14 protein-coding genes are annotated in these 11,926 nt (G+C 42.8%); 11 read left to right on the forward strand and 3 right to left on the reverse strand.

All coding sequences use genetic code 11. The features are described 5' to 3' along the window. The 3 genes from BS63_RS01000000110725 to BS63_RS0100015 all read right to left on the reverse strand — a co-directional run. The coding region (locus BS63_RS01000000110725; protein ID WP_032798520.1) for a helix-turn-helix domain-containing protein at window positions 1–223 on the reverse strand (223 nt) is incomplete at its 3' end. Between the two features lie 94 nt (window positions 224–317). Continuing rightward, window positions 318–1,148: an exodeoxyribonuclease III gene (locus tag BS63_RS0100010; RefSeq protein WP_002961859.1), complete on the reverse strand. Its 831-nt coding sequence runs from the start codon at window positions 1,146–1,148 to the stop codon at window positions 318–320. A 158-nt stretch (window positions 1,149–1,306) separates the two neighbouring features. Beyond that, entirely contained in the window at window positions 1,307–1,660 is a 354-nt protein-coding gene (locus BS63_RS0100015) for a DUF3397 domain-containing protein (protein WP_002961857.1), read from the reverse strand. Window positions 1,661–1,941: 281 nt separating this feature from the next. Here BS63_RS0100015 and rplK point away from each other — a divergent pair, with 281 nt between their 5' ends. The 11 genes from rplK (at window position 1,942) to BS63_RS0100070 (ending at window position 11,795) form a co-directional block, all read left to right on the forward strand. After that, window positions 1,942–2,367: a 50S ribosomal protein L11 gene (rplK, locus tag BS63_RS0100020; RefSeq protein ID WP_002961855.1), complete on the forward strand. Its 426-nt coding sequence runs from the start codon at window positions 1,942–1,944 to the stop codon at window positions 2,365–2,367. 94 nt (window positions 2,368–2,461) lie between these two features. Then, window positions 2,462–3,151 (forward strand): 50S ribosomal protein L1, encoded by a 690-nt coding sequence (gene rplA / locus BS63_RS0100025; protein WP_002961854.1) that lies wholly within the window; start codon window positions 2,462–2,464, stop codon window positions 3,149–3,151. A 210-nt stretch (window positions 3,152–3,361) separates the two neighbouring features. Further along, window positions 3,362–4,093, forward strand: coding sequence for a UMP kinase (gene pyrH, locus BS63_RS0100030; protein ID WP_003001144.1), 732 nt, complete (start codon window positions 3,362–3,364; stop codon window positions 4,091–4,093). An 18-nt stretch (window positions 4,094–4,111) separates the two neighbouring features. Continuing rightward, window positions 4,112–4,669 (forward strand): ribosome recycling factor, encoded by a 558-nt coding sequence (gene frr, locus BS63_RS0100035; protein WP_002961851.1) that lies wholly within the window; start codon window positions 4,112–4,114, stop codon window positions 4,667–4,669. A 64-nt stretch (window positions 4,670–4,733) separates the two neighbouring features. Further along, window positions 4,734–5,591 carry a CvfB family protein gene (locus BS63_RS0100040; RefSeq protein WP_002961848.1) on the forward strand — a complete coding sequence of 286 codons (858 nt, stop codon included), beginning with the start codon at window positions 4,734–4,736 and terminating at the stop codon, window positions 5,589–5,591. Next, window positions 5,588–6,151, forward strand: coding sequence for a GrpB family protein (locus BS63_RS0100045; protein WP_028798367.1), 564 nt, complete (start codon window positions 5,588–5,590; stop codon window positions 6,149–6,151). The genes BS63_RS0100040 and BS63_RS0100045 overlap by 4 nt, the downstream gene beginning before the upstream one ends. Before the next feature lie 293 nt (window positions 6,152–6,444). Next, entirely contained in the window at window positions 6,445–7,272 is an 828-nt protein-coding gene (locus BS63_RS0100050) for an amino acid ABC transporter substrate-binding protein (RefSeq protein WP_002961845.1), read from the forward strand. 441 nt (window positions 7,273–7,713) lie between these two features. Beyond that, window positions 7,714–8,601 (forward strand): MetQ/NlpA family ABC transporter substrate-binding protein, encoded by an 888-nt coding sequence (locus BS63_RS0100055; RefSeq protein ID WP_002959057.1) that lies wholly within the window; start codon window positions 7,714–7,716, stop codon window positions 8,599–8,601. Between the two features lie 77 nt (window positions 8,602–8,678). Then, window positions 8,679–10,052 carry a M20/M25/M40 family metallo-hydrolase gene (locus BS63_RS0100060; RefSeq protein ID WP_002959058.1) on the forward strand — a complete coding sequence of 458 codons (1,374 nt, stop codon included), beginning with the start codon at window positions 8,679–8,681 and terminating at the stop codon, window positions 10,050–10,052. Further along, a complete protein-coding gene (locus BS63_RS0100065) occupies window positions 10,045–11,106 on the forward strand; it encodes a methionine ABC transporter ATP-binding protein (RefSeq protein ID WP_002959060.1) in 1,062 nt (353 codons plus the stop codon). The genes BS63_RS0100060 and BS63_RS0100065 overlap by 8 nt, the downstream gene beginning before the upstream one ends. Further along, window positions 11,106–11,795, forward strand: coding sequence for a methionine ABC transporter permease (locus BS63_RS0100070; protein WP_002959062.1), 690 nt, complete (start codon window positions 11,106–11,108; stop codon window positions 11,793–11,795). Before BS63_RS0100065 ends, BS63_RS0100070 begins: the two co-directional genes overlap by 1 nt. Window positions 11,796–11,926 lie beyond the last annotated feature (131 nt).

The following is an 11,926-nucleotide window of genomic DNA, read 5'->3' on the forward strand; positions in this document are numbered from 1 at the left end:
ACTTTGGTGTCAAACGAGACTTCCGACCTTTTTGCTTAGCCCTGTGGTCGTACTGTTCCTGTGCTAAGGCTGCGGAATAACCATTTTGGCATCGTCTTAACTCTCTTGAAATAGTAGACTTATGGACGCCAAGTTTATTTGCAATTTGGCAAGGTTTCAAACCTAATTCTAAGTAGGTTTCTATCTTTATTCGGTCGGTTATGGTAAGATGGGAGTAGCTCATAGTTTTTCCTCGGGTTCTGTTTGTGTGGTTACTTACAGTTTACACCAATGAAACGCTATGAGTTTTTTTGTTGCACTATATTTTACAATTTATCTTATAAATCTATCTCCAAAACAATCGGTCCGTGGTCCTGGCGGCTACCAGAGTCAATCATATCGGACTTGCTGATTTTATCAGCGATGCGGTTGCTGGTCAGCCAGTAGTCAATCCGCCAGCCGGTGTTGTTAATCTTGCTGGTCTTGCTGCGTTGAGCCCACCAGGAGTAAACATCAGGAATGTCGCCGTGCATGTAGCGGAAGGTATCGGTGAAGCCCTTGTCTAGCAGGTTAGTAAAGCCTTGGCGTTCTTCGTCGGTAAAGCCAGGAGAGCGCCGGTTGCTAGAGGGATTGGCTAGGTCAATTTCCTTGTGGGCAACATTGTAGTCACCACTAGCTAGGACAGGTTTTTGCTGATCTAAGCCTACTAGGTAGTCGGCATATTTTTGGTCCCATATTTGTCTTTCCTCCAAACGGCGGAGACCATCTCCAGCATTGGGGGTATAGACTTGGGTGACGAAGAACTTATCAAACTCTAGGGTAATAATTCGACCTTCGTCATCCATGGTTGAAGGAGCATCAATTTCTGGATAGGTAATGCTTGGCTCTGGCAGGTTGGACTTGTAGAGGAACATGGTGCCAGCGTAGCCTTTACGGGCCGGTTCTACTGAGGACCGCCAGGCAATTTGATAGTCTGGGAAATAGTCCTCTAGGAGGGCCAGGTGCTTTTTGGTTGGCCCCTTGGCAGAGAGTTTAGTTTCCTGAATGGCAATAATGTCGGCATCTTGGTCAACTAAGCTGGCAATAACCTGACGCGAAAGGAGGGCTCTGGCTGAATCACTAGTCAGAGCGGTGTTGAGCGAATCTATGTTCCAAGAAATAAGTTTCATAATGATATCCTTCAATTCAAATTTCTCCCATTATTATAGCAGATTAATCAGTAAGCTGTGATTCTCACGATTAGATTAGGAAAAGGAATTTTGAAAATGATCAGAAAGTTTGAAAATAGGCTTGCTAGTTGATTGATAGACTTTATCATTTTGGTTTTTTATCTGAGAGCGATTAAAACAATAGTCACAATATAAAAGATAGCGGTTAGCAGATAACCCATGCGCCAAAAGAGCTTGAAGAAACGTTTGTAGGAGAAGATCCTAATCTTCCCGGCCTTGCGCAAGATGAAGAGGCAGGTGGCGATAGCTAGCATGCACATCATCAGGAGGTACTGCGGGAAAAAATTATGGGTGAAGTAGCGCCCCGAGATATAAATGATGGCTACTGCTAAGAAGGGTAGGGAGAGGTCAGGAAATTTGATGCTAAAGCGTTTGAGATCAAAATAGCGGACCAGGGATTGGGCCAAAAAGGGGATGATAAAGAAGTAGAGAACTGCGAAAATGTATATCATAAGACTATTTTATCCTGATTAGAGAATAAAGTAAACTTATTCTGAGGAAAAAGTGAAAAATCCTTGCAAAATCAGCCTATTCCTGTATAATATTAAGGGTGTGTCTGGTACCCTAGGCATGCCTGTGGGAGGTAACTACTCTTTATAAAATAAACAGATACTTCGTTAATGCGTTTTGCTGGACTCGAGTCCTATCTGTAGCGCCTTGACTGGTCTCTCCCTTGTTTTCTCTTGAGTAAAATCTATTCTTACCGCCAAAACCACAAAGGAGGAAATTACAAATGGCTAAAAAAGTCGAAAATGTCGTAAAACTTCAAATTCCTGCTGGTAAAGCGACTCCAGCTCCACCGGTTGGACCTGCTCTTGGTCAAGCCGGAATCAACATCATGGGATTCACCAAAGAGTTTAACGCTCGTACTGCTGACCAAGCAGGTATGCTGATCCCAGTTGTTATCTCTGTGTATGAAGATAAATCATTTGATTTCATCACAAAAACTCCACCAGCTGCTGTTCTTTTGAAAAAGGCTGCCGGTGTCGACAAGGGTTCAGGTGAACCAAACAAAACTAAGGTTGCTAGCGTTACTCGTGCACAAGTACAAGAAATCGCTCAAACCAAGATGCCTGACCTGAACGCTGCAAACATTGAATCTGCTATGCGCATGATCGAAGGTACTGCTCGTTCAATGGGATTCACTGTTACTGACTAATAGGAATTCTAAGACACCCGCATTCATCGCTTGCCGGTGAAGGTGTGGAAGATGAAAGTCGATAGGACCACATTACACAAGGAGAAAGAATAACATGGCTAAAAAAAGCAAACAAATGCGTGCTGCTCTTGAGAAGGTAGATACTTCTAAAGCATACAGCGTTGAAGAAGCTGTTGCACTCGCAAAAGAAACAAACTTCGCAAAATTTGATGCAACTGTAGAAGTTGCCTACAACCTTAACATTGATGTTAAGAAGGCTGACCAACAAATCCGTGGGGCAATGGTCTTGCCAAACGGTACTGGCAAAACTCAACGAGTTCTTGTTTTCGCTCGTGGTGCTAAAGCTGAAGAAGCTAAGGCTGCTGGTGCAGACTTCGTTGGGGAAGATGACCTCGTTGCTAAAATCAACGATGGTTGGTTGGACTTCGATGTTGTTATCGCAACACCTGATATGATGGCAATCGTTGGTCGTCTTGGACGTGTCCTCGGCCCACGTAACCTTATGCCAAACCCTAAGACTGGTACAGTAACTATGGATGTTGCCAAGGCTGTTGAAGAATCTAAGGGTGGTAAAATCACTTACCGTGCTGACAAGGCTGGTAACGTGCAAGCTATCATTGGTAAAGTATCTTTTGATGCTGACAAGTTGGTAGAAAACTTCAAAGCTTTCAACGATGTTATCGCTAAGGCTAAACCAGCAACTGTTAAAGGTGCTTACATCACTAACCTTGCAATCTCAACCACTCAAGGTGTTGGTATCAAGGTAGATAGCAACTCACTTTAATCTATTAACTAAATTAGAAAAAGGATCGGCTGGGCCGGCCTTTTTTCATGTTCTCGATAAAATAGGTCCACCCCAGTTTCACTTCAGACAGCTTCCTCTATTTTCAATGGCCTTTTCGGCTTGGAAATTTATTTTTTAAACTGCTAGGAGAAAGGCTTCATTTATGATAAAATAATTAGGATGAGTTCGAATTGAAGAGGAGATAGATTGATGGTAGAACCAAAGTACAAACGTGTCTTGATTAAGCTCTCTGGTGAAGCCTTGGCGGGTGCTAAGGGAGTCGGGATTGACTTGCCAACTGTTCAAACTATAGCCAAGGAGATTGCTGAGGTTCATGAGCTGGGCGTGCAAATTGCCTTGGTTATCGGTGGTGGTAACCTCTGGCGGGGAGAGCCAGCTGCTCAGGCTGGTATGGACCGTGTTCAGGCCGACTACACCGGCATGTTGGGGACCGTCATGAATGCCTTGGTTATGGCAGACAGCCTCAAGCAGGTTGGTGTTGACACCCGGGTGCAGACAGCCATTGCCATGCAATCTGTTGCCGAGCCTTACATTCGTGGTCGGGCCCTGCGTCACCTTGAAAAGGGTCGGATTGTTATCTTTGGTGCTGGTATTGGCTCTCCTTACTTCTCAACGGACACAACAGCGGCTCTGCGGGCAGCCGAAGTTGAAGCTGATGCTATTCTCATGGCCAAGAACGGTGTCGATGGTGTCTATAATGATGACCCTCGTAAGAATGCCGATGCTGTTAAGTTTGATGAATTGACCCATGTGGAAGTTATCAAACGTGGCCTTAAGATTATGGATGCAACGGCTGCGACTATGTCTATGGATAATGATATTGACCTGGTTGTCTTCAACATGAATGAGCCTGGTAATATCAGACGGGTCGTCTTCGGTGAACCAATCGGAACAACTGTTTCAAACAAATCTTCTCACTAAAAAGAAAAGGAATTGATTATGGCAAATCCAATTATTGATAAAGCAAACGAACGTTTTAAACATTCCCACGAAGCCTTGGGACGTGAATTTTCTGCTATCCGTGCTGGCCGTGCAAATGCCAGCCTTTTGGACCGAATTGAAGTAGACTATTACGGAGCTCCAACTCCCCTTAATCAATTGGCTTCTATCACCGTTCCGGAAGCTCGAGTTCTCTTAATTTCCCCATTTGATAAAAGCTCTATCAAGGAAATTGAGCGGGCTATCAACGAGTCAGACTTAGGTATTAATCCAGCCAACGATGGTTCTGTTATTCGCTTAGTTATCCCAGCCTTGACCGAAGAAACGCGTAGGGAATTGGCTAAGGAAGTGAAAAAACTTGGAGAAAATGCCAAGGTTGCCATCCGCAATATCCGTCGGGATGCTATGGATGATGCTAAAAAGCAAGAAAAAAATAAGGAAATCACTGAAGATGAACTCAAGTCTTTGGAAAAAGATATCCAAAAAGCTACGGATGATGCTGTCAAGAAGATTGATAGCATGACCAACGAAAAAGAAAAAGAATTGCTAACCGTTTAAAAGCAAGCAGAGAGGGTCTGGGACTGGAGCGTCTCAGACCTTTCCTGTTCAATGAGGAAATCCAATGAATAATATACTAGCAAAAACCATTACAGCTATGGTGACTGACCAAAATGAGCACTATTATTTTGTGCAAAAGGATGGAGTGACCCTGGCCTTGGATAAGACGGAGGGTGACCACCAGCTGGGTCAGATGGTCCAGGGCTTTGCCTATAGCGACCTCCATCAAAAGCTTCGCCTGACCACCCTGCCAATTTCAGCTACTCGCGACAGCTATGGCTGGGGTGTAGTGACCGAGGTCCGTCGGGACCTGGGAGTCTTTCTGGATACAGGCCTTCCTGATAAGCAAGTCGTCGTTTCTCTGGACGTTCTGCCAGAGATTAAGGAGCTTTGGCCTAAGAAGGGTGATAAGCTCTACGTGTCCTTGGAGGTTGACAAGAAAGACCGTATCTGGGCCCTTCCTGCTCCAGCAGAGGTCTTTCAAAAGCTAGCTAGTCCCGCCTACGATAATATGCAAAATGAGAAGCTGCGGGCCATCGTCTACCGTCTCAAATTATCAGGTACTTTTGTCTATTTGCCTGATAATAATATGTTGGGCTTCATTCATCCCAGCGAGCGTTACACAGAACCTCGTTTAGGACAGGAGCTGGAAGCCCGTGTCATTGGTTACCGACAGGTTGACCGCACTCTCAATCTCTCGCTCAAGCCCCGTTCTTTTGAAATGTTGGAAGCTGATGCCCAGATGATTTTGACCTATTTAGAAGGCCAGGGCGGGTTTATGACCCTCAATGATAAGTCATCGCCAGCAGAAATCAAGGCTACCTTTGGTATCTCTAAGGGCCAATTCAAAAAGGCCCTAGGTGGTCTCATGAAGGCCGGCAAGATTAAGCAGGATGCCAGCGGGACATGGGGTCTCCTATGACGAAATCGCTTGAAGAAATGAGCTTGGAAGAGCTCTGGCAGCTTTTTCCGATTTTTCTGGTGGAACATAAAACGCAGTGGCAGAATTGGTATGTGTCAGAAAAAGCTGACTTGGAGAAAGTGTTAGGCCCTGACTTAATAAAAAACATTGAGCACATTGGTAGCACAGCCATTCCAAATATCTGGGCTAAGAATATAGTTGATATCTTGATAGAAGTAGCATCACCTGCGGATATGGTTCAATCTAGGAAATTGTTAGTCGCAAATGGTTGGCGGGTGATGTCAGAAGAGCCCGAGCGAATTTCTCTTAATAAGGGATACACTCAAAATGGCTTTGCGGACAAGGTCTTTCATCTGCATTTGCGTCTGATGGGGGATTGTGATGAGATTTATTTCAGGGACTATCTGCGTTTGCATCCAGATATAGCTCAGGCTTACCAGAAAATTAAGCTAAGCTTGTGGAAGGAATTTGAGCATGATCGAAATGGCTATACAGAGGCTAAGAGTGACTTTATCAAGAAATATACCAAAGAGGCCGGAAAAGGCCAGATTGATTTCTAGGGCTAGCTTGAAAACGGGATGGTGCTTGATTGAGACAGTGATTTTTGTTTTATTGTGTCCTTTTTTATAAAGTCAGATTTACAAAGAGGGAAAAGGCCCAAGGGAAAAATTTTAAAGCGGTTTGAGACCTGTTAAGTAGGCCCAGCCTTGTGAGTGCAAGGTAGGCCTTTTTTTGATAGGAAAAGATAAAAGGGTGATAAAAAATGCCTATCGCTTGATTAGTTTTAAATATTTGTTTGCCCTGTCTAAAGATGGTAAAATGAAACTATACTTAAATTGTGAGGAGTTTTTTCATGAAACTTAAAAATATTGTGAAGTTTGGAGCTGTGGCAGTAGCTTCTGTGGCCATACTAGCAGCCTGTGGTTCCAAGTCTTCTAGTAAAGAGACCGTTAACTTTGCGACGGTTGGAACTACTAATCCATTCTCTTATGAAGACAAGAGCGGTAATCTGACAGGTTATGATATTGAAGTGGCCAAGGCCGTTTTCAAGGGCTCTGATAAATACAAGGTTAATTTCAAAAAGACCGAGTGGTCTTCTGTTTTTGACGGTCTCGGTTCTAGTAAATACCAAATGGCCGGAAACAATATCTCTTATGATAAGGATCGGGCAAAACGCTACCTCTATTCTGAGCCTACCGGAACAACACCGACGGTCTTGACTGTAGGTAAAGACAGTGATATTAAGTCCTTCGATGATATTGGCGGTTACTCAACTCAAGTCGTTCAGGGGACAACAACGGCCAAGCAATTGGAGGACTATAATAAGAAGCATCCCGATAATCAGGTTAAAATCAACTATACAGAAGAAGATATTCCGCAAATCTTGCGGAGCTTGAATGATGGTAAATATGATTTCAAACTCTTTGATGCCCCAACTGTCAATGCGGTCATTAAGAGCCAAAATCTGTCAAATTTGAAGACTATTGATGTGCCTTCTGACCAAAAACCATTTATCTACTTTGTCTTCTCTAGCGACCAAAAGGATTTGCAAAAGTTTGTCAATAAACGTTTGGAAGCCTTACAGAAAGATGGTACCCTATCTAAGTTAGCTGAGAAATATCTGGGCAACAAGGATTATGTTCCTACAGCTAAGGAAATGAAAGTGCCTTCAAATAAATAAGCAAAGGAGACTGTGACAAAAGTTTTCACCTCGTTACTTTTTCAACGTCAAACACCTTGACGCAGTGGTTGATTTGTGATGAGTGGCTTGACGCTTTAACGTTTAGTCACTCACATGCCAGTGAAACGGCGGTAAAGTACTTATCCCTTTCGGGACAGGTCAAACAGTCTGGGAGACTGTTTGAGGAAACCAGACCAGTTCAACTTTGCGGGGGTGAGAAAGAAATAGTCTGGGGATAGACTATTTCTTCCCGAACCTTAAAATTGGAGAGTGAGGCAAATCGATTTCTTCGAAATCATGATTTTGGTCTCACTCCTTTTTTTGTTGGCAGTCTCCATGCTATAGTTATTAGTTATAAGTCTATACAATAATAAACAATTTGAAAGCTGTCTTTCCTTGTGGGATAATAGGCACATGATAAATTAGAAAAGAGGTTCTCTTATGAAGTGGAAAAAGATAATTGGAATTATTACAGTGGCCATTGCAGCCACCTTATTCTTGACAGCTTGTGGTTCCAAGTCAAGCAGTAAAAATGAGCTTAAGGTTGGTATCATGACCTTGGATGATACAACAAAACCTGTCTGGGACCAAGTTAAAAAGGATGCTGCTAAAAAAGGAATAACTATCAAATACGTTCAATTTACAGACTATAACCAACCTAATAAGGCCCTGTCAACAGGACAAGTTGATGTCAATGCTTTCCAGCACTATTATTTTCTTAATAACTGGAACAAGGAAAACAAGGGGAATCTAGTGGCGGTTGGAGATACGCTTATCAGCCCAATCCGCCTCTTCTCACAAACAAACTCATCTGGTAAGGCAGAATATTCGAGTGTCAAGGATCTTCCGGAGGGAGCTAAAATCGCTATCCCTAACGATGCTTCCAATGAGAGCCGTGCTCTCTTCTTGTTGCAGGCAGCTGGTTTGATTAAGCTCTCAACCAAGAATGGTGCTCTAGCAACTTTGAAGGATATTACTGAAAATTCTAAGGATATTAAAATTACAGAGGTTAGTGCTGAACAATTAGTGAGCAACTTGAAGAATAAATCTTTAGATGCTGCTGTTATCAATAATGCCTATGCCCAAGAAGGAAAGATTGATTATAAGACAACACTTTATACAGAAGCTATCGATGCGACTTCAAAGGATTGGGTCAATGTGATTGCAGCGAAGAAGAACTGGAAAAAATCTAACAAGGCTGATGCTATTAAGACTTTAGTCAAGATTTACCAATCAGATAAGATTGCAAAATTGATTAATAAGTCAACTAATGGTGTTGACAAAGCTGCTTGGAAGGGTGCTCCCAAGCTAGCGTCATCCAGTAAGTAATAAAAGACTAGATGAAGATAAGAGGAGCTGAGTCATTTGTGTTTTCAGCCCTCTTTTATTATTAGGAGGACGTCTTAATGACTAATTCAAGAGAGCAAGAACAAATTAATAAGTTTAACCACGATCAGCTGACTCAAGAATATTTTGCTATTCTAAAAGAATTAATTGCTAAAAAATCCATCTTTGCTCAAGAGATTGGTTTGGCAGAAGTGGCGGACTATCTGGGGAAAATTTTCAGTCAGGCTGGAGCTGAAGTCTTCATTGATGATAGCTATAAGGCTCCCTTTTTCATTGCCAAGTTCAAGAGTCCCAATCCCCAAGCTAAGACCATCATTTTTTATAACCATTATGATACGGTTCCAGCTGATGCAGATCAGGTTTGGACTGGAGATCCATTTAGTTTAACGACAAGAGATGGTTATATCTACGGCCGTGGTGTTGATGATGATAAGGGTCATATCATTGCACGGTTGACAGCTGTGCGTAAGTACTTGGAAGAAGAGGGAGACCTACCCCTTAATCTTACCTTTATGATAGAAGGAGCTGAAGAGTCTGCTTCAACAGATTTAGAAAAGTACTTAGAAAAGCATGCCGAAAAGCTTTTGCCAGCTGATTTTTTAATCTGGGAACAGGGAATTAAAAATGTTAAGGGGCAGTTGGAAATTACGGGTGGCAATAAGGGGATTATTACCTTTGACTTATCCGTTAAAAGTGCCAGTGTAGATATCCATTCAAAATTTGGTGGTGTGATTGAATCTGCAACCTGGTATCTCCTTAAAGCTATTAATAGTATGCGAGATGACAAGGGACGCATTCTGATTGATGATATTTACGAGCAGGTCCAAAGGCCTTCACCAAGAGAATTGGAGCTGGTTGAACAATATGCTATCGAGAACGGGGATAATTTAAGTCAGTTGTATGACTTAAAGCTACCGGTGATGCTTGAGGATAGGCGAGACTTTCTAAGGAGATACTTCTTTGAGCCTGCTTTAACTATAGAGGGAATTAGTTCCGGTTATCTGGGGCAAGGCGTCAAAACTATTATTCCTTCAACGGCTACTGCTAAGATGGAAATGCGATTGGTGCCGGGATTGACACCGCTTGATGTTATTGATAAAATTAAGCGTCATCTGCTCAGGCATGGCTTTGACCAGGTTGAGGTAATTTATACTCTCGGCGAGGAAAGTTATCGATCTGATATGTCGGCTGGACCCATTCTTCGAGTCAGTAATTTGGCCAAAGACTTGTATCCAGCAGGAATTGCCCTCTTGCCAACAGCTGCTGGGACAGGTCCTATGCAACTGATTCATCAAGCCCTGCAGGTCCCTATGGCGGCCTTCGGTCTTGGAAATGCTAATAGTCGAGATCATGCAGGCGACGAAAATATTTCAATTGCAGATTATTATACTCACATTGAATTAGTTAAGGAGTTAATAAAGTCCTATGAGTGAAGCGATTATTCAATTAGACCATATTGATATTACTTTCCACCAAAAGAAAAAGGTGATTGAGGCTGTCAAAGATGTGACTGTCCATATCAATCAAGGTGATATATACGGTATTGTTGGTTATTCTGGTGCTGGTAAATCTACCTTAGTGAGGGCTATCAATCTACTCCAAATTCCTACGGCAGGTAGGGTTAAAGTAGCTGGTGATACCTTGTTCGATAAGGAAAAGGTGACTTTAGATTCTGGTAAATTACGATATAAACGTCGAGAAATCGGCATGATTTTCCAACATTTTAACCTGATGGCTCAAAAAACGGCAAGGCAAAATATCGCCTTTGCCCTCCGCCATTCGGACCTATCAAAGGAAGCGAAGGCTAAGAAGGTTGAAGAACTCTTAGACTTGGTAGGTTTGGCTGATAGAGCCGAGAATTATCCGGCCCAGTTGTCTGGTGGTCAAAAGCAACGGGTTGCAATTGCTCGGGCTCTGGCAAATGATCCTAAGATTCTGATTTCGGATGAATCTACCTCGGCCCTCGATCCCAAGACTACTAAACAAATTCTTGCTCTCCTGCAAGATTTGAATAAGAAATTGGGCTTAACAGTCGTTATGATTACCCATGAGATGCAGATTGTTAAGGAGATCTGTAATCGTGTGGCGGTCATGCAAAACGGCTCCCTAATTGAAGAAGGCTCCACCTTGGAAATCTTCTCCAATCCTAAGCAGCCCCTAACTCAGGATTTTATTAAGACAGCAACTGGGATAGATGAGGCCTTGGTTAAAATTAACCGTCAAGAGGTGGTTGAACATTTAGGAGTAAATGATCGTCTGGTCTTACTTCGGTATGCTGGAGCAGCAACAGATGAACCTTTGTTGAATAGCTTATACAAAAATTATGAGGTTTCAGCCAATATTCTTTATGCCAATATTGAAATTTTAGAGGATACGCCTGTGGGTGAGATGGTTGTCGTCTTATCTGGTCAACAGGTTGATACTGCCTTACAAGTTATTGAAAAGGCTGAAGTTTCCGTCACAATTTTGAAGGGAGGTAGCAAATAATGGAACTAATTGAAAAGTATTTACCTAATGCTTACCAGCTTGGTTGGACTGGCGATTTGGGTTGGTGGTCTGCGATTTTAGCGACCCTCTACATGACCTTTTGGAGCTTTTTGATTGGAGGCTCTTTGGGGCTGATTGCCGGGCTCTTTCTTGTTTTGACAGGTCCTGGTGGTGTCATTGAAAATCGACTGGTTTTCTGGATTCTAGATAAAATTGTTTCCATCTTCCGTGCCATTCCATTTATTATTTTGTTGGCCATTTTGTCTGGACTAACTCTCTTGCTGGCGGGAACAACTCTGGGGGCAACAGCTGCTTTGGTACCTTTATCAGCAGCGACCTTTCCCTTCTTTGCCCGCCAAGTTCAGGTGGTCTTCTCAGAAATGGATAGAGGGGTGATTGAAGCGGGTCAGGCTAGTGGGGCGACCCTCTGGGATATCATCAAAATCTATCTCAGTGAAGGCCTTCCGGAACTTATCCGTGTTTCTACGGTTACCTTGATTTCATTGGTTGGTGAGACTGCTATGGCGGGTGCCATTGGTGCTGGTGGTTTAGGGAATGTTGCTATTGCCTATGGTTACCAACGTTTTCAAGGCGATATCACCCTAGTAGCGACTATCTTTATCCTACTCCTAATTTTCATCATTCAGTTCACAGGAGATTTCTTAACACATAAGCTCAGTCATAAATAAATTTAGAGCCGAAATCAGCTTGATTTCGGCTCTATCGTTTGCAAGGAAGGCTTGAGATAACTCTGTCGAAGCAGTGGATAATACTACTTTACTAGAGTTGGTCTGGACAAAGAAATCTGCTATAGCAGATT

Origin of the sequence: Streptococcus sobrinus DSM 20742 = ATCC 33478, assembly GCF_000686605.1 — a bacterium.
Lineage (GTDB): Bacteria > Bacillota > Bacilli > Lactobacillales > Streptococcaceae > Streptococcus > Streptococcus sobrinus.

What these genes read in the sequence shown, in the direction of transcription:
- BS63_RS0100010 (WP_002961859.1), bottom strand. Translation starts at nt 1,148, where the DNA reads ATGAAACTTATTTCTTGGAACATAGATTCGCTCAACACCGCTCTGACT.
- BS63_RS0100015 (WP_002961857.1), bottom strand. Translation starts at nt 1,660, where the DNA reads ATGATATACATTTTCGCAGTTCTCTACTTCTTTATCATCCCCTTTTTG.
- rplK (WP_002961855.1), top strand. Translation starts at nt 1,942, where the DNA reads ATGGCTAAAAAAGTCGAAAATGTCGTAAAACTTCAAATTCCTGCTGGT.
- rplA (WP_002961854.1), top strand. Translation starts at nt 2,462, where the DNA reads ATGGCTAAAAAAAGCAAACAAATGCGTGCTGCTCTTGAGAAGGTAGAT.
- pyrH (WP_003001144.1), top strand. Translation starts at nt 3,362, where the DNA reads ATGGTAGAACCAAAGTACAAACGTGTCTTGATTAAGCTCTCTGGTGAA.
- frr (WP_002961851.1), top strand. Translation starts at nt 4,112, where the DNA reads ATGGCAAATCCAATTATTGATAAAGCAAACGAACGTTTTAAACATTCC.
- BS63_RS0100040 (WP_002961848.1), top strand. Translation starts at nt 4,734, where the DNA reads ATGAATAATATACTAGCAAAAACCATTACAGCTATGGTGACTGACCAA.
- BS63_RS0100045 (WP_028798367.1), top strand. Translation starts at nt 5,588, where the DNA reads ATGACGAAATCGCTTGAAGAAATGAGCTTGGAAGAGCTCTGGCAGCTT.
- BS63_RS0100050 (WP_002961845.1), top strand. Translation starts at nt 6,445, where the DNA reads ATGAAACTTAAAAATATTGTGAAGTTTGGAGCTGTGGCAGTAGCTTCT.
- BS63_RS0100055 (WP_002959057.1), top strand. Translation starts at nt 7,714, where the DNA reads ATGAAGTGGAAAAAGATAATTGGAATTATTACAGTGGCCATTGCAGCC.
- BS63_RS0100060 (WP_002959058.1), top strand. Translation starts at nt 8,679, where the DNA reads ATGACTAATTCAAGAGAGCAAGAACAAATTAATAAGTTTAACCACGAT.
- BS63_RS0100065 (WP_002959060.1), top strand. Translation starts at nt 10,045, where the DNA reads ATGAGTGAAGCGATTATTCAATTAGACCATATTGATATTACTTTCCAC.
- BS63_RS0100070 (WP_002959062.1), top strand. Translation starts at nt 11,106, where the DNA reads ATGGAACTAATTGAAAAGTATTTACCTAATGCTTACCAGCTTGGTTGG.